The sequence below is a fragment of the Niastella soli genome, assembly GCF_017742245.1.
Classification (GTDB): domain Bacteria; phylum Bacteroidota; class Bacteroidia; order Chitinophagales; family Chitinophagaceae; genus Niastella; species Niastella soli.
Map to the genome: position 1 here is coordinate 295,509 of NZ_JAGHKO010000024.1, position 18,053 is coordinate 313,561.

Genomic DNA, 18,053 nt, shown 5'->3' on the forward strand with positions numbered 1-18,053 from the left:
ACTTGAAACCTGTAACCTGTATTTTACGCTCTGTGTCCTTCTTTATCTTCCATCAACTCCATTTCGCTTTTGTGTTTTTTGCGACTAAGGATTGAATAAATGGCTGGTATCACATACAAGGTCAATATCAGGGAGAACATGATACCACCTACGATCACAATACCCAATGGTATGCGGCTTGTGGAGGCAGCACCGAGCGATAACGCCAATGGTAATGCACCCAGGGCCATGGCCAGGCTCGTCATCAATATCGGGCGTAAACGGGCGCTCGCCGCTTCAATTACCGCATCCCGTTTAGACAAACCAGCCAGTTGTTTCTGGTTGGCAAATTCTACTATCAGGATACCGTTTTTAGTCACGAGACCAACCAGCATAATCATGCCAATTTGTGAAAAAATGTTCAGGGTTTGGTCAAACAGCCACAGGCTTAACAGGGCACCGGCAAAGGCCATTGGCACCGTGATCATGATCACAATGGGATCAATAAAGCTCTCAAACTGGGCTGCCAGTACCAGGAATATCAGACCCAATGCCAGGAACAGGGCAAAGGAAGTATTACCGGAGCTCTCCGCAAAGTCGCGGCTGGGTCCCGAAAGCGAGGTCGCAAAGGATTCATCCAGCAATTTTTTAGCAATGCCCTGCATTACCTGAATACCTTCACCCAGGGTATGCCCCGGCGCTACACCCGCTGAAACGGTGGCCGATTTATACCGGTTAAAGTGATATAGGGTAGGGGGCGTAGTTTGCTCGCGCATGGTAACCAGGTTATCCAATGAAATGATCTCATTGCGGTTATTGCGCACATAAATATTCTTCAGATCGGTGGGGTCGTCCCGGTCACTCCGCGCTACCTGGCCAATTACGGAATATTGTTTTCCGGTACGGTAAAAATAACCCATCTGCAGGTTACTCAGGGCCAGTTGCAGGGTTTGCGATACATCGGAAACACTTACCCCCAGCTGACTGGCTTTTATTCGATCAACTTCAATATTAACCTCGGGCTTATTGAATTTCAGGTCCACATCCACACCCTGGAAAACCGGGCTCTTATTTGCCTCTTCCAGGAATTTGGGCAGCACCGTGGCTATTTTATCGAAATCATTGTTTTGAATAACGAACTGTACAGGCAAACCTGACCGGCGATTTACCGAAATGGTTTGTTCCTGAATGGCAAAGGCCTTACCATCGGAGAATTTGCCCAGGTTCCGGTTTATAATGTCAACGATCTGTTGTTGTGAACGGGTACGTTCCTCCGGGTCATTCAACGTGGTACGCACCATACCGGTATTGGTAGCACCGGAACCACTAAAACCAGGGGCCACAATGCTAAGAACAGTTTTGGATTCAGGTACTGAATCCATTACCAGTTGGGCCAGCCGGTCAATGTAAGTATCCATGTAATCATAGGCAGTACCTTCGGGGGCCGTAACCTGTAAACGGAACTGGCTGCGGTCTTCCATAGGGGCCAGTTCTGACTGTATATTGCCACCGATAAAGTATATGATACTTCCGCAAGCCAAAACAATTAACCAGGCAATCCGACGTACGCGCATAAACCGCTTCAGCGAATTGTGATAACCATTCTCCATCCAGCGGAAAAAAGGCTCCGTTTTATGATAGAACCAGCTGTGTTTATGCACATTGCGGGTCAGCTTCACGTTCAATACCGGCGTAAGGGTAAGTGATACCACGGCTGAGATCAATACCGCGCCAGCTACGACAATACCAAACTCGCGGAACAGGCGGCCTACAAAGCCCTGTAAGAAGATGATGGGTAAAAAGATAATGGCCAGCGTTATGGAGGTGGCTATAACCGCAAAGTAAATTTCCTTTGAACCTTCACGGGCTGCCTGGTATTTGTTCATCCCTTCCTCCATCTTTTTAAAGATGTTTTCGGTAACTACAATACCATCATCCACCACCAGACCGGTTGCCAGTACAATACCCAGCAAAGACAATACATTGACGGTAAAGCCGCTGATGTACATAATGAAGAAGGCGCCGATCAGGGAAACCGGGATATCGATCAATGGCCTAAAGGCGATCAGCCAGCTGCGGAAGAACAGGTAAATGATCAAAACCACCAGGATCAGTGATACGATCAGGGTTTCTTCTACCTCCGAAATAGAACGCTTGATGAATTTGGTTTGATCGAGTGCAATACCCAGCTTGATATCGTTGGGCATTTCCTTTTCCAGCTGAGCAAGCCGTTTATAAAACTCGTTTGAGATGGCTACATAGTTGGAACCGGGCTGGGGTACCAGCGCCAGCGCGATCATGGGAATCCGGCTTTCCTTCAGAATGGTTTCTTCATTCTCGGGGCCCAATACCGCTTCCGCCACATCCCTTAGCCGGATGTCGCTGCCATTCACATTCTTTACAATCACATTATTGAAGTCTTCCTCCGTTGTTAAACGGCCGAAAGTGCGAACGGTCAATTCCGTTTTATTTCCGGAGATCTTACCAGAGGGTAACTCCACATTCTCTCTGGATATGGCTGACTGAACATCGCCGGGTGTTAATCCATAAGCGCTCAGTTTGGCGGGGTTGAACCAGATACGCATGGCGTATCTTTTTTCTCCCCAGATCTGAATTGAACTTACCCCGGGAATGGTTTGCAACCTTTCAACCAGTACGTTATTCGCGTATTCTGTTATCTCCAGCTGGTTACGGGTATTACTTTGCACCGTCATGGAAATGATGGCGTCTGAACTCGCATCGGCCTTTGATACTACAGGCGGAGCAGGGAGGTCAGTAGGTAAAGAACGGGTAGCCTGGGATACTTTATCACGCACGTCATTGGCGGCAGCTTCCAGGTCAATACTCAGGTCAAACTCCACGTTAATGCTGCTTACCCCCTGACTATTGGTTGAAGTAATATTTCTAACACCCGCAATACCATTGATTGATTTTTCGAGTGGTTCTGTGATCTGTGATTCTATAATGTCTGCATTGGCGCCAGGATAACTCGTGCGCACACTTACGTTGGGCGGATCGATGGCGGGATAATCACGAACGCCCAGGAAAGTAAAACCGATCACCCCGAACAGCACGATCAGGATGTTCAGTACCGTTGCCAATACCGGTCGCCGCAAACTCAGTTCCGAGATATTCATCTGAAATTTTATATTTTATATTGGCCAGATGCCCGACCGGATAACCCGGTCGGACTGGGAATTCGCTTATTGTACTTTAACTAATTTGATTTTACTTTCAGGACGGATGGCCAGTAAGCCAGTAGTTATTACAGTATCGCCTTCCTTAACGCCATCTAACACCTGCACATACGATGAATCGCGGATACCGGTGGAAACCACCTGGAAATTGGGTTTACCATCTTTATAAACGATCACGCTTTTATTACGGGCCTGTGGTATAACTGCCTGTGAAGGAACGATCAGGGAGTGGTCGTTCTTTCCTAATTGTAATGCTACTTTGGCAAATGCACCTGGTACTAACAACTGGTGTATGCCCTGTACAACCGCCCTTATTTTCAGGGTACGGGTAGTGGCTTCAATATTCGATTCGGTAGCCAGCACAGCCGCATTGAACTTTTGATCAGTTCCTGCTATAGTAAAGCTCACCTTACGACCTTTATGCATGGTTTCACTGTATTTTTCGGGTACAGTGAATTCCAGTTTCAATTGACTAACCTGGCTGATTGTAGTAACAAGGGTAGTAGGACTGATATACGCGCCAGTACTGATATTCCTTAAACCAATTCGACCGGTAAAAGGCGCTCTGATCTCTGTTTTACTGATGTTTACGTGAATAAGGTCGATATCAGCTTTAAGGTTGCTTACCTGTAATTCACTCAGATCATATTCCTGCTGGCTGATACCATTGATCGTCAACAATTCCTTCTGGCGTTCAGCGGTTTTTTGAGCAATCTGTAATTGCACCTGCAGTTTCTTTAATTGAGCCTGCAGATCGCCATCAAACAACTTTATAAGAAGGGCACCTTTTTGCACAAAACTGCCTTCCGGAATATTTAATGCAACTACACGGCCAGAAATTTCAGGGCGGATCTCTGTTACTTCAAAGGGCAACAGGGTACCGGGAATTTCAAGGTTTTCGCTAAGGGCTTTTGATCTAACAATAAATGCTTCAGCCTGTATAGGGCGATTGCCACTACCGGCACGGCCGCCGCTGGCTTTAGGGGAATCATCTTTTTTCTCGCTTTTACAGGAAATAAAAATGAAGGATAGAATAAATCCAATTACAATCCGGCTGTTACGGTTCATCTGAGTTTTTATAATTTTATATCTGGTCCCGACTAAGTCGGAATGAAACGTGAAAGAGTTGCAATTCGTATTAACCGAATTTATATACAATCCTCTTTCATATTTCCATTTCACGGTTTATCTCGATGTTTCGTCGGGATTTTACGCTAACATATCGCCCGCAAAATTAATCTTTTAGCTAAGCATGTATATTAAAAAGAGATGAACGGCAGGCAGAACGGGGCTTAACTAACTACTTTTAATATGTTTTTAATCCTGTTCGCTTTATACGTCAAATCCTGTTTGTCCTTACTGACGATAGTTACATGTCCCATCTTGCGGCCAGGCTTGGTTTGTTTTTTTCCATACAGGTGAACAAATACATTGTCCATTGCCAGCACTTCTTCCAACCCCTGGTATTTGGCGGCTCCCTCAAAACCTTCAGCGCCCACCAGGTTTACAATGGCAGCTGGTAAAATAGCATCCGGATTGCCTAATGGATATTGTAACATAACCCGCCACAACATATCAAATTGCGAACTGTAATTGGCTTCTATAGTATGATGGCCACTGTTATGAACACGGGGGGCAGTTTCATTAACAAATACATCGCCACCTTTATCAACAAATAATTCAACGGCAAAAATGCCAGGGCTTTTTAATCCTTTTACTACAGCCAGCGCAATGGCTTCTATCTTCCATAATGTTCTTTCTGGCACTTCAGCCGGACTGATCTGGTAATCGAGCAGATTCAACCGGGGATCTACAACCATATCAACCAGTGGATATAACACGTTCTCTCCTTTATCGTTTACTGCGATGATCACGGAGATCTCGCGATGAATGGTCACCATTTTTTCCAATACGGAAGGAGCGTCAAAACCTTTTTCCAGGTCGGCAGGTGTATTTAACAGTTGTACGCCACGGCCATCGTACCCGCCGACACCCACTTTATGTACAGCAGGTAAAAAACCGGCATTGGCCCTTAGTTCAGCGAGGTTTTGGGTAATTACAAAAGAAGAGGTTGGTATTTGTTGTTCTTTATAGAACTCTTTTTGAAGGATCTTATTTTTAATTGTGCGAAGGGCTGAAGGTTTGGGATATACCCGTACGCCTTCCTGCTCCAGTTTTTCCAGCGCCTCATCATTCACCGACTCAATTTCAATGGTAATGGCATCCAGTCCTTTGCCAAAATTGTACACATCGTCAAAATTGCGAATATCGCCTTTTACAAAATGATGGCACAAATGAGCTGCCGGGCACTGGTCATCGTTTTCAAGAACAAAGGTTTCAACAGGATAGTTGGCCGCGGCCTGTAAAAGCATTCTGCCTAGCTGTCCGCCACCAAGGATTCCAATTTTTTGCATGGTTAGTGTTTAGTTAAGCGGCAAAGATAAGGAAGTCGGGGCCGGGATTTGGGCAAAAAACGGACCTCAGAATCCCCTAAAAAACCGCCCAAATAAACCAATTATCCCCCTCAGTATCAATTATCAGCATTTTTTCTATCTTTGATATATCGAATGCAACCCGATTACCCACATAAGGTTTTTAACGACAAACGTATGGGCTATTGCCTGCTGATGGAAGCATTGGCAATGGATAGCCATTTATAGATCTCCTTCCCTGAAACGCTACCTGCTGCTGCCAATTATTTTTTAATTGACTGACTGTATTATTCCTGTAATACCAACATAAACTACATTATTATGTCAAAGACATTGATGGCGACTGCGCCCAATACAGAAACCGATTTTTTACCACTCGAGGGAACCGATTATGTGGAGTTTTATGTAGGCAACGCCAAACAGGCTGCCCATTTCTATAAAACCGCATTCGGCTTTCAGTCCATTGCTTATTCAGGCCCTGAAACCGGTGTAAAAGACCGCGCCAGCTATGTGATAAGACAAAACAAACTCACCTTTGTATTAACTACACCTTTACGTGCCGGCAATCCCATGGCCGATCATATTTACAAACATGGCGACGGCGTAAAAGTACTTGCCCTGCGTGTACAGGATGCCACCAAAGCCTGGGAGGAGACCACCAAACGCGGCGGTAAAAGTTATATGGAACCTACCCGCCTGAAAGATGACAGCGGCGAAGTGGTGTTAAGTGGTATTCACACCTATGGTGAAACCGTTCACCTGTTTGTAGAAAGAAAAAATTACACCGGCGCCTTTATGCCCGGTTTTAAAGAATGGAAAACAGTATATAACCCAACCGATACCGGTCTGCAATATGTTGACCATTGCGTAGGTAATGTAGGCTGGGGTCAAATGAACAAATGGGTAAGTTTTTATGAAGAAGTGCTGGGCTTCCGCAACATCCTGAGCTTTGATGACAACGATATCTCTACAGAGTATTCGGCCCTGATGAGTAAGGTAATGAGCAATGGAAACGGATTTGTAAAATTCCCCATCAATGAGCCCGCAGAAGGCCGTAAAAAATCACAGATAGAAGAATACCTGGAGTTTTATGATGGCGAAGGCTGCCAGCACGTGGCGCTCGCAACCAATAACATTGTTGAAACGGTCACTACATTACGCGACCGTGGCGTAGAGTTCCTGAAGGTACCATCGAGCTATTATGATGAATTGCTCGGCAGGGTAGGGCATATAGATGAAGACCTGGAGCCGCTGAAAGAACTGGGCATTCTGGTTGACCGGGATGACGAAGGCTACCTGTTGCAGATCTTTACCCGCCCGGTTGAAGACCGGCCTACTTTATTTTTTGAGATCATTCAGCGCAAAGGCGCTAAAAGTTTCGGCAAAGGAAACTTCAAAGCACTGTTCGAAGCCATTGAACGGGAACAGGAGCTGAGAGGAAATTTATAATGTATTACTGAGAAAATCTGCTGTTTAAAAGGCCTGGAAAAAGATGGGGTAACAAACATCTTTTCTCCGGGTCTTCCTTTTTTAAAAGGCAATCCACCCAAGGAAAACATAAATTTCTTACCTGGTACTGAAATCCGGAAAACCGGTAACTCCCCTCTTTTCGCATAAACATAAATCACAATTTATTGTTGAATACCCTGGTAATGAGCTGCACTACGTGCTAAACTGTTATTTAGCTACAGTTGAACATTCAAAATGGCATACAATAGATTATGTATTTTCCACAATGTGTATAAGAGAACTTGCATTTTGGATGCTCGTTTGTACTAATTTTAACATCAATTAACGATAGTGTAGTAAATAATCGTAACCTATTTTTCGTTATTATCCCAGTTAACTTACATGAGATACGCGTATATACTATTACTGGGGGCCATAAGCCTTGTAAAAACAGCTTCCGCGCAAACCGCAACAGCTGCCAGTATAAATTTTATAGATTACCAACGTGGCTTCCCGCGTATTAACGACGCGATCAAGAAAAAGGAAGACACCTTGATGAAGCAATTTGAGGAGAAGAGATTAGCCTGGCCTGCCCGCTACATTTATATTCGCTCCTTTAAATACGACAGCCAGATAGAAGTGTGGGTTAAACAGGACCTGAGCGATAAGTTTGCACTGTTTAAAACTTACCGGGTATGCGCTATGGCCGGCTCATTAGGTCCCAAACGCATGCAGGGCGATTACCAGGTGCCCGAAGGCTTTTATTATATCAATGAGTTTAACCCACGGAGTAACTACTACCTGTCACTTGGGTTGAATTACCCCAATGCCAGCGACCGGATACTAAGTGATTCCGTAATGCCTGGCGGCGATATTTATATCCATGGCAAGTGTGTTACCACGGGCTGTATCCCCATTAATAATGAGCAAATAGAGGAATTGTACATTCTGGCCGCTCACGCCAAAAGCGAAGGACAGGATTTTATTCCGGTGCATATATTCCCCATTCGTTTCGACAATCCCCGCAGCAGTGAATACCTGAAGAAATATGTAAAGGATTTTCCAGAATACCTGCCACTGGTCGATGAGTTGAAACATGCTTACACTTTCTTTGAAAAGACCCGCAAACTGCCGGTGATCATGGTATCGAAAAAGGGGGAGTATGTAATAGATGGTATAATCCCCAAGGATAAAGAACCAGAACCGATAGCTAAAAAAGAACGCCGTCAGCTGAAGACCTATAACCAGGAGGAGATCTCCAATGTAGTGGAGCGTTTACCGGTTTTCCCCGGCGGCAATGATAAGTTCCAGGCATTTATTGATACCCTGAGCAAAGAAATGGTGCCTTACCTGGGCCAACAACAGAAAACCTTTGCCATGGTTGAATTTGTGATCAATAAAGAAGGAAAAGTGATCTACGCCAATGTTATCAAAGGAGGTAACGACGATCTGAACGATCACCTGATTGAAGCTTTTGAGAACATGCCCCAATGGACACCAGCAGTTAAGCACGATCAAACCGTCTCTGTAAAATTAAAGCAGACCATCTTTATTGAAAAGCCCGAAACGCAGGTTATTGGGAGTGTACAGTAATTCCTGAATCCGCAATCAGCAATCAGCAATGGGTTCCCGCAAATTGAAGGACCCCACAATTTGCAACCGCACTAAAATAATAGTTCAAACATATTCCAAAAACAAATGCCCCTGGCTCAGCCGGGGGCATTTGTTTTATAATAAATTCTAAAATTTTACAGTAAGCGACGTACTAATAAAATCAGGTAATCAAAACAATCATGAGTCTATTACCAATTCAGGATTGCCGATTGCCGATTGCCGATTAAATAATATCCATAGCCTTCACAAAGAATGTGCACACGAAAGGCAGGATCAGGGTCAGATATTCCCAATGCGTAGCAATAGCAAAAAGAAACGCCGCAGTTGATGCTAAAAACAGGATCCAGTACAAAAATTTAGAAGAGCCATTAGCCATATTGGTAAAATTTTGGGGCAAAAGTAGTGCGAAAGTTTTGAAATAGAAAATAGGTGTGTATTTTTTACTATCTTTCAAATCTCAAACCTCCCGGTTGTGGCTCGCTGATTTGTCCTGATTTTCCCGGACCATTAAGGCCTTAATGGTATAATTTTAGAATGCTTGCTATAATTTCGTATTGAGCATGAACATGTTATCTGGCTTTCCCCCTTTTTAAAATCCAGTACATGAAATAAAAACACTATTATGACGATCCATTTCTACATTAGATTTTTTACCCGGCCCGGCGAATCCCTTTCCGTAACTGGCAATACTGACGAGCTGGGAAACAACGATATTGATAAAGCACTACCATTAACCTGGCTCAATCATGACCTGTGGACGGGCACGGTAACCATAAATAATCCACAAACCGATGCCATTCATTACACCTACATTTACAAGGGCATAGATGGATATCTGGCGCAGGAGTGGGACGATCACAAAACGATCGACATCTCCAAAAAGCCCATGCAGGAGATCAGGGTAATGGATACCTGGAACCATCCCGGAGAGTTTGAGAACGCATTCTATACCGATCCCTTCCAGGAAATACTGCTCAAAGAACAGGAAACCCACACCAAGGCCAAGCCTGTTAAAAATGCTACCCACTATTTTAAAGTAAAAGCGCCGCTTCTCGAAAAAAATGAAGTAGTGTGCCTGCTCGGTAGCAATAAAATACTGGCCGACTGGAATGAAGAGGAGCCGGTATTGCTACATCGCGAAAACAACTGGTGGGCGATAAAACTGTCACTACCCAAGGAATCGTTTCCCATTCAATATAAATACGGGGTATATAATACAAAAAGTAAAAGCCTGGTTCGATTTGAAGCAGGAGAGAACCGCTGGTTACATGGTGACGCCCTGTTAAACACCCTCACCATTTTACACGATGGTTTTGTACGATTGCCCAATTCTACCTGGAAAGGCGCCGGCGTGGTACTTCCGGTATTTAGCTTACGAAGTAAAAACTCATTTGGTACCGGTGAATTCACCGACCTGAAACTGCTGGTGGACTGGGCCGCAAAAACCGGCCTGAAAATGATCCAGATCCTGCCGGTAAACGATACTACTGCCACCCATACCTGGCTAGACAGCTATCCATACGCTGCTATTTCAGCATTTGCCTTACACCCGCTGTATTTGAACATCAGCAAGGTTGCAGGCAAAAAATTCGCCGACCTCATAAAACCACTAAAGAAGAAACAGGCACAACTGAACGACCTGCCCGAGGTAGATTATGAAGGAGTGATGCATGTAAAGCTCGCAGCCATAAAAGAGTTGTACATGGTGCAAAAAGAAGAATGGGCAACCGACGAAGATTACCTGGCATTTTTTGAAAACAATAAACACTGGCTGGTACCTTATGCGGTTTTCTGCAGCCTGCGCGACCGCAATGGAACAGCCGATTTCAACCACTGGAAGACAAATAATATTTACAATAAAGAAGCCATTCAAAAACTGGCTTCCCCTAAAAGCAAACAGTACGATGAAGTAGCCATTCATTATTTTACGCAATATCACTTGCATACGCAGTTGCAGGAAGCAGCGGCATATGCGCATAAGAATGGCGTTATATTAAAAGGCGATATTGCCATTGGGGTGTACAGGTACAGCAGCGATACCTGGGTTGAACCGGAATTGTATCATATGGAATTGCAGGCTGGCGCCCCACCAGATGATTTTGCAGTCCGCGGGCAAAACTGGGGATTTCCTACATATAACTGGGAACGTATGGCAGCTGACGGTTATGAATGGTGGCACCAGCGGTTTATACAAATGAGTAATTACTTCGATGCCTTCCGCATCGATCATATACTGGGTTTCTTTCGCATCTGGAGTATCCCCGTGCACGCTGTAGAAGGCATTATGGGCCATTTTGTAAAGGCACTCCCTGTTCATGCAGCAGAGTTTGAACAACGCGGCATCTGGTTCAATCAGGTGCGGTATTGTCAACCATTCATCAACGATACCGTGTTATGGGATATGTTTGGTCCGAATAAAGAAAAGTTCTTACCATATCTGGATACTGTCGGAAATCAATACACGTTAAAACCGGAGTTCGCCACCCAGCGTCAGGTAGAAACACATTTTGATGCGCTGGAACGGAGTGAGGAAAACCAGCATTTGCGGCAGGGGTTATACGATCTTATTTCGAATGTGATCTTATTTGAAGAGCCAGGATCACAGGGACGTGAATTCCATTTCCGCATCAGCATGGAGAATACCCTTTCCTTCCGGCATTTGGAAGGCTATGTGCAGGATAAACTGAAAGAATTATATGTAAATTACTTTTATGAGCGGCAGGAACATTTTTGGATGCAGGAAGGGTTACGTAAATTGCCGGCGCTCAAGCGTTCCACCAACATGCTTATTTGCGGGGAAGACCTGGGCATGGTGCCTCAATGCGTACCGGTTGTAATGAAACAACTGGGTATTGTGAGCCTGGAAATTCAACGGATGCCCAAAGACATTCATACAGAATTCTTCCATCCGGCCAGCGCCCCGTATTTGTCGGTGGTTACCCCATCAACACATGATATGAGCACTATTCGCGGTTGGTGGGAAGAGGACCGCACAAAAACGCAAAAGTTCTTTAATACGGTGTTGGGGCAATGGGGAGAGGCGCCGCAAACTTGTGAAGCCTGGATCAATAAAGCCATTGTGATACAGCACCTGCAGTCACCCGCCTTGTGGGCAACATTCCAGTTGCAGGACCTGTTAGGGATGAATGAGACCCTACGCAGGGAAAACCCGCAGGAAGAACGCATTAACATACCAGCCATACCCAAACATTACTGGCGGTACCGTATGCACCTGACACTGGAACAGTTGCTTAAAGAAAAAGAGTTCAATGAGGAGTTGGAAGAGTTTGTGAAGGAAGCAGGCAGGTAGCATTAAAAATCATGAAATAGGAATGAGAAATTAGAAAGAGGATACAGCATTCTCTTTCTAATTTCTCATTTTTAATTTTTCATTCTTAATTTTTCATTCTTAATTTCAACATTGGAGATACCGGCGCTTGTCGGTGATTCAAAATTCAATATTCATTATTTATAAATGAAAGTAGCGTACAAGACAACCAATCTGCCCTTCAAATACCCTTTTACCATTTCAAAAGGAACCAAAACCCATCAGCCCTCATTGATCGTTCAGCTCGAAAACAGGGGCGCGGTTGGCTATGGGGAAGCACCTGCGATCACCTATTACAATATCCCTGTAGAAAAAATGGTGGCTGATCTGGAACAGAAAAAGCTGTTCATTGAAAAATTCGCCTTTACAGATCCCGAGCGCTACTGGCATTACCTGCACCATTTATACCCGCAAAATAACTTTCTTGTTTGCGCATTGGATATCGCCGCCTGGGATATGTATGGAAAGGTGCGCAACCAACCTTTGTACAAATTATGGGGACTGGAGATGGATGTACAAAAAGCCCCTGCTACTGATTACACCATCGGCATAGATACCATTGAAAAAATGGTAGCCAAAATGCAGGAGAAACCCTGGCCCATCTATAAGATCAAATTAGGCACCGACCAGGATATTGAGATTGTGACCGCTTTACGCAAACATACGGATGCTATTCTACGCGTTGACGCCAATGCCGCCTGGACGGTAAATGAAGCCCTGGAGAAATTACCCGCCCTGAAAGACCTGGGAGTTGAATTTGTAGAGCAACCCCTGGCCAAGGACGACTGGGAAGGCATGAAGCGGTTATACAACGAATCGCCCTTACCCTTAATAGCCGATGAAAGCTGTGTGCTGGAACAGGACGTAAAAAAATGCCAGGGACATTTTCATGGGATCAATATCAAGCTTACCAAGTGCAGTGGCATTACGCCAGCCCGCCGCATGATCAAAGAAGCCCGTGAAGGGGGAATGAAAGTAATGGTGGGCAGTATGAATGAAAGCACCGTAGGGTCAGCCGCCATTGCCCATTTAAACCCCTTGCTTGATTATGTTGATATGGATGGCCCCTTGTTACTGGCTGAGGACATTGCCACCGGATTACAGTTTGATAATGGGAAGGTAACAGTTAGTGAGGCACCGGGGTTAGGGATAAAAATAGATCCTTCACTTTTTTCATAATCCCTGCACAATTATCGGCCAAAACAGCACGCTTATAATAAAAAACTGCGCGCCAATCAATTTCAGCCACCAGGTTGAATAAAATTGCTATTTTACCGGTGGAAGCAAAATATTTGATCGCTCCAACAATAAAAGATTTAATATGACTTCTTTTATTTCAATATTAAAATTCTTTGTTGTTGTTGTTTGTTGTTGGTATGTCGCCTGTATAGTATTTGGTACTCACGAAGCTGCTAGTGATGGCTCTGATGAAATTGGATTTCCTGTTACATTTAAAAGAGAATTTAACGGAAAATGCGATCCTCCATGTGTAGAGACTGGATTTTTCCCTGGAAAGTTTATTCTGGATATTTTAATTGTATTTGTAATTTCTTTTGTCGCAAGGTCCGTAGTGCATAGAATTAAAGTTCGTAAATGAGGGGTTAACGCTTTAAAATTATTAATTTACCGATGGAAATCATAAAAGAAATGAATATGAGATACTTCAGTCTAATCGCAGGAACAATCTTTTTCGCTACCATTGGCTGTAAATCGGAAAGTAACTCAAATACCATACTTTTAAAATCATACGCAACAGCGCCAGCAAAACCCAGTGCTTTTTTCAATAGTATAGAGCAGGCTTCATTTAAATATACCCGTAGCGATCTATTTAAAACGGGCAAATTACCGGCCGCACAATTAATATTTACTGCCGATTCAACCATCCATTCCGGAGGAACTAAGTACCTGACTAAACTAAAGTATTACAATACCCGAAAGGGAATTTTTGGAATGGGCTCACTGGTTACCAGCAATACTACAATGCTATTATTCACAAAGGACAAACAATTTCATACCCTGGAAGTAAAAGGCGCAGCAGGATATTTTGAATTTTTAGGTAACAAAAATGACAAATATTATTTTCGGCTCTCCATGCCCGATGCTGTTACTACCTGTTTTTCTTTAAGTTTAGATCAACCAGATGTTCTTATAACAGAATATACGGTGGAAGGGGAATAAAAAAACACGCCCTGTACAAAACAGGGCGTGCCGATAGAAGCATATTTGCAAGTCAGATTGTACTTCACATAAAAACCTGTTACAGCTATGCCTCCCTGTGCGTGCCGACTTATTCCGTATAACAATAACTATTTAAAGCTGTTTCTACAGCGCATATTCTTGAAATTATAAAAAACATTCAGAAGCTTTAACAAAGAACACTCAGGAGAGTAGCTAGCGGTATCATATACCTGAAACCGAAGTTAAGGATTCCACATTGAATATAACAAAAAAATAATCCGAAATAATAAAAAACCTCCCGCCCATTAGGGCGGAAGGTCAATCTCTTTGGATGGTTTCCAAAAGGATCAGTGATTCGGGTCTTTCATAGATTGGATATTGCTACAAATCGGTGCAATAACGGGTACGAAATACGGATTTACGGATACTAAAAAATCAAGCCTTACCAGGTACAGTGAGTTCAGGTTATTAATCGCTACTATTCAGAGTCAACCCTGATAAAGTCAGGGTCATTTAAGGTCTACTGCTACAATCAGGTTTCAGGACTTAGGGTTCATTCAGGTCATTTAAGGTCTACTTGCTACAGATCAGGCCTTCCTACAAAATGTTCAATCAGGTCTTTTAAGGTCTACTGGGTACGGTTTAGGATCAGGCCTTGGTTTCATTTGTATTGGATTGTTATAACGATGTAAAAGTACACTCTCCGCCCACCTATTTGCAAGTTTTGGCCATAGTGGTTCTTTTAATTGATTATTAATGCTTAAAACCGCTAAGCACATCTACTTAGTCATATGGGTTAGCACCGCATAAACAAAGGGTGTACCCGCAATGGGTACACCCTTTTCCGTGCTCAATATGTCGGCATCACATTATTAAAACTTGAATGCAATGCTGGCGCCGTAATTTCTTAGCTTTTGTGGTATCAGACTGCCATAACCTACCCAGTATTTCTCATTGGTAAGGTTATCCAGCTTTACCGATACCCTGAACTTCGGTTGGTCATAGAATACAGAGGCATTCAACACTGTATATTCGGGTAATATGAAATAACCCAGGCTCTTGCTGTTTATTATTTTGTTATCACTGGCATAATTACCGCCAAAACCTGCTCCCAGTCCCTTTAATTTCGGGCATTGGAAACGGTAACTGATCCACCAGTTGGCAACCCAGGGAGAACCGGCCGTGCCAGGACGCAAACCTTCTATATCTTCCTCAGTGGCCTTTTCATATTTTGAATCATTATAGGAAACACCAGCCATCAGGCTCAACCCTTCAATAGGATTTGCCATGATCTCAGCGTCTACACCTTTACTTACCTGCGTACCATCCTGCACCGAAAAGTTTGGATTACCAGCCATGGGTCGTATCACATCCTTCACTTTTATTTGGTAAAGGCTTATTGACGTGGTTAATTTCCCCTTGAATACATCCAGTTTCACGCCTCCTTCCAATTGATTGGCCTGTTCAGGCTTGAAGTCATTGTGCTTATCATTGGCGTCACCATTAGGATCGCCATTAACACCGTATTTATTGGTAAACGAATTCTGGTAATTGGCAAAAATCGACACCTGGTCTTTTACTGGCTGAAATACGATACCAAATTTGGGCGACAGGAAGGTCTGAGAATACGGAACCGGGTTTACAAACGATAGGCTGTCGACTGGTCCACGATTATCGAAATGATCAAGCCGCAAAGCCGCCAAAACCATTAATTTATCCGTTACATTAAACAGATCAGAAGCATACGCGCTGTAGGTATTGGCCCTATAGTTGGCCGGGTATGTAAAAGAATATCCTTTATCCATATACAGCTTGTCCAGGTTGGTTCGGTTAAAATCATTATAGGTCGGGATGTCACCCAGGGCATATACGGTATCAAACGCATTGCCTGAAAAATACTGGTCAGAAAAATGATGTGTGAAATCAAGTCCGCCTACAAACCGGTTCCTGAAACCACCGATGGTAAAATCACCAGTGAAATTCTGTTGTAATTCTAAGATCCGGTCTTTGCTGTCTTTAGTAAACTGGTCTTCCCGGGAAATATAACCACTGCCAGCTTCATTCGTTCCCTTTACATCACCTGTTGACAACAGATAGAAATAGGGGGATGCCCCATCAGAATAACTGTTGGTAGCAGAAACAGTCGTTTGTGACTTCCAGCTATTTGACATGGTATAATTCATTTGACCAAAGAAATTCAGGTTGCGGGATACCTGGTACAGGTCGTCGCTGGCATAGGAGCGTTTGTAATCAATGTTCAGTTGATCGGCCCTGTTGGTGCCTAAAGCAGACATAGGCAGGAGGTAAGGGAAGAAGTAAACGTTCATACCCGTGTTTTGTCCGCTGTAAAATTCAGCGTCGAGTAAAAAGTTCAGTTTGTCATTTACTTTATAAGAAAGGCTGGGAGCCAGCACAAATCCTTTATTATAGCCATTATCTCTGTAGCTGCCTTCATATCGGTATAAAGCATTTAACCGGAATAGTACTTTTTTAGCAGAATCGAGTGGTGAATTGATATCAACTGCAAAACGGTTAAATTTAAAACTGCCGGTTGAATAGTTGACTTCACCACCAAAATGATCAAAAGGCTTTTTGGTAACCCGGTTCATCAATCCGCCATATGAAGTAAGCACGTTGCCAAATAAAGTAGCCGAAGGTCCTTTGATCACTTCCAGTTTTTCCAGATTGGCAGCATCGGTTAAACCTGACACATTACCAGCAATGCCATTACGCAAGGTGCTTTGTACAATAAAACCACGCATATTAAAATAGCTGCCACCATCGCCACTTCGGCCTGTTGCGTCCCACATTTTTTGTACGCCAGGGGCGTTCCGTAAGGCATCATCAACCGAAAATACCAATTGTTCAGAAAGCATTGTTTTGCCAATGCTTGTATATACCTGCGGGTTTTCCATATTCCGCAACGCCATCTTCGACACATAATCGCTGCTGGTGATGGCATAGCCCTTATGAGCGCTGGTAACCACCACTTCCTGCAATTGTTTGCTTGATAGTTTTAACTGAATTGAAACGGCTGTTATGCTGTTGCCATCTACCCGTACAGGTTGTACAATGGTTTCAAACCCCACCTGGGAGATCTCAATTTCATAATTACCGGATTTTACATGTACAAGGGTGAACGTGCCATTTTCTTCAGTTACAACGGCTTTTTTGGTGCCTTTTAAAACAACAGTAACCGATGCGGCCGGGTGGCCATCAACGGTGGTAACACGTCCTTTAATAGTGCCAAATCCATCATCCGGATCATTGGCTAAAACAGAAAAAGCTGCGCTAAGTAATAGAGCCAGAATAAATGAGAACCTTATCATTGGGAATCTTGTTTTCAGAATGTATCGGAACCTTTTTTTATAAACAGTTATTCGCCGCTCAGGAGGCTCATTAACTGTTGCGACTGCAATTCGGTTTCTGCCATATCCAACATATGATGCAGCTGTTGCAGTTCGCGGGTGCTTAATAAAATGCGAACACCCTCGCAGGGAACCGGAATGGCCAGGTTTTTTTTATTGTAGGCAGCGCCATCGATGGGAGTTTCATTAAACATCCGCTTTATAAATTGGAAGAAATCGTAAAAGTCAGGGCGGTTCCAGGTTAGCAGTAAATTACCAAAAGCCACCTGTATGGAATCGCAAGCACGGCACAGGATCACATAGCCGAATTCATCATTGTGAAATAAGGTCTGGTATGAACACATAAGGTATTAACGATTTAAATTATAAGTGTGAATGGCCTGGTAATTAGTTGGTGAGGCAAAAGTAGCATGGCCCATGCTGTGCAGGTTGCTAAAACGGGAAATCGACTTACGCAATAAGGAAAAGGTTCAGACATAAAAAGGCCCCGACCAAACCGTCGGGGCCT

General features: G+C 43.8%; 11 protein-coding genes. 6 read left to right on the forward strand and 5 right to left on the reverse strand.

The window, feature by feature from the left end; translation table 11 throughout:
- Positions 1 to 23: 23 nt before the first annotated feature.
- From J7I42_RS34055 to J7I42_RS34065, 3 genes are all read right to left on the reverse strand, one after another.
- A complete protein-coding gene (locus J7I42_RS34055; RefSeq protein WP_209144855.1) occupies positions 24 to 3,116 on the reverse strand; it encodes an efflux RND transporter permease subunit in 3,093 nt (1,030 codons plus the stop codon).
- Between the two features lie 66 nt (positions 3,117 to 3,182).
- On the reverse strand, positions 3,183 to 4,244 hold the full coding sequence (locus tag J7I42_RS34060; RefSeq protein WP_209144857.1) for an efflux RND transporter periplasmic adaptor subunit: 1,062 nt from the start codon (positions 4,242 to 4,244) through the stop codon (positions 3,183 to 3,185).
- Between the two features lie 224 nt (positions 4,245 to 4,468).
- Entirely contained in the window at positions 4,469 to 5,590 is a 1,122-nt protein-coding gene (locus J7I42_RS34065) for a 5-(carboxyamino)imidazole ribonucleotide synthase (RefSeq protein ID WP_209144859.1), read from the reverse strand.
- Between the two features lie 339 nt (positions 5,591 to 5,929).
- On the opposite strand from J7I42_RS34065, the gene hppD reads away from it, so the two are divergent.
- From hppD to J7I42_RS34095, 6 genes are all read left to right on the forward strand, one after another.
- On the forward strand, positions 5,930 to 7,057 hold the full coding sequence (gene hppD, locus J7I42_RS34070) for a 4-hydroxyphenylpyruvate dioxygenase (protein WP_236065638.1): 1,128 nt from the start codon (positions 5,930 to 5,932) through the stop codon (positions 7,055 to 7,057).
- Between the two features lie 402 nt (positions 7,058 to 7,459).
- Positions 7,460 to 8,650: a L,D-transpeptidase family protein gene (locus tag J7I42_RS34075; protein ID WP_209144861.1), complete on the forward strand. Its 1,191-nt coding sequence runs from the start codon at positions 7,460 to 7,462 to the stop codon at positions 8,648 to 8,650.
- 643 nt (positions 8,651 to 9,293) lie between these two features.
- Positions 9,294 to 11,981, forward strand: a complete 2,688-nt coding sequence (locus J7I42_RS34080; protein WP_209144863.1) for a 4-alpha-glucanotransferase — start codon at positions 9,294 to 9,296, stop codon at positions 11,979 to 11,981.
- Between the two features lie 165 nt (positions 11,982 to 12,146).
- Entirely contained in the window at positions 12,147 to 13,178 is a 1,032-nt protein-coding gene (locus tag J7I42_RS34085; RefSeq protein WP_209144865.1) for a mandelate racemase/muconate lactonizing enzyme family protein, read from the forward strand.
- Positions 13,179 to 13,320: 142 nt separating this feature from the next.
- Positions 13,321 to 13,596, forward strand: a complete 276-nt coding sequence (locus J7I42_RS34090; RefSeq protein WP_209144868.1) for a hypothetical protein — start codon at positions 13,321 to 13,323, stop codon at positions 13,594 to 13,596.
- A gap of 56 nt (positions 13,597 to 13,652) precedes the next feature.
- A complete protein-coding gene (locus tag J7I42_RS34095; RefSeq protein WP_209144870.1) occupies positions 13,653 to 14,177 on the forward strand; it encodes a hypothetical protein in 525 nt (174 codons plus the stop codon).
- A gap of 872 nt (positions 14,178 to 15,049) precedes the next feature.
- Here J7I42_RS34095 and J7I42_RS34100 read toward each other — a convergent pair.
- Positions 15,050 to 17,506 carry a TonB-dependent receptor gene (locus J7I42_RS34100; protein ID WP_209144872.1) on the reverse strand — a complete coding sequence of 819 codons (2,457 nt, stop codon included), beginning with the start codon at positions 17,504 to 17,506 and terminating at the stop codon, positions 15,050 to 15,052.
- Positions 17,507 to 17,553: 47 nt separating this feature from the next.
- The gene (locus J7I42_RS34105; protein WP_209144874.1) at positions 17,554 to 17,889 is read right to left on the reverse strand and encodes a DUF6686 family protein; all 336 of its coding nucleotides are present in this window, start codon (positions 17,887 to 17,889) and stop codon (positions 17,554 to 17,556) included.
- Positions 17,890 to 18,053: the final 164 nt, after the last annotated feature.

Bases quoted from the DNA above. Each gene is read 5' to 3' on its own strand.
- J7I42_RS34060 (WP_209144857.1), bottom strand. From the start codon at position 4,244: ATGAACCGTAACAGCCGGATTGTAATTGGATTTATTCTATCCTTCATT.
- J7I42_RS34100 (WP_209144872.1), bottom strand. From the start codon at position 17,506: ATGATAAGGTTCTCATTTATTCTGGCTCTATTACTTAGCGCAGCTTTT.
- J7I42_RS34095 (WP_209144870.1), top strand. From the start codon at position 13,653: ATGAGATACTTCAGTCTAATCGCAGGAACAATCTTTTTCGCTACCATT.
- J7I42_RS34105 (WP_209144874.1), bottom strand. From the start codon at position 17,889: ATGTGTTCATACCAGACCTTATTTCACAATGATGAATTCGGCTATGTG.
- J7I42_RS34065 (WP_209144859.1), bottom strand. From the start codon at position 5,590: ATGCAAAAAATTGGAATCCTTGGTGGCGGACAGCTAGGCAGAATGCTT.
- J7I42_RS34055 (WP_209144855.1), bottom strand. From the start codon at position 3,116: ATGAATATCTCGGAACTGAGTTTGCGGCGACCGGTATTGGCAACGGTA.
- J7I42_RS34090 (WP_209144868.1), top strand. From the start codon at position 13,321: ATGACTTCTTTTATTTCAATATTAAAATTCTTTGTTGTTGTTGTTTGT.
- J7I42_RS34075 (WP_209144861.1), top strand. From the start codon at position 7,460: ATGAGATACGCGTATATACTATTACTGGGGGCCATAAGCCTTGTAAAA.
- J7I42_RS34085 (WP_209144865.1), top strand. From the start codon at position 12,147: ATGAAAGTAGCGTACAAGACAACCAATCTGCCCTTCAAATACCCTTTT.
- J7I42_RS34080 (WP_209144863.1), top strand. From the start codon at position 9,294: ATGACGATCCATTTCTACATTAGATTTTTTACCCGGCCCGGCGAATCC.
- hppD (WP_236065638.1), top strand. From the start codon at position 5,930: ATGTCAAAGACATTGATGGCGACTGCGCCCAATACAGAAACCGATTTT.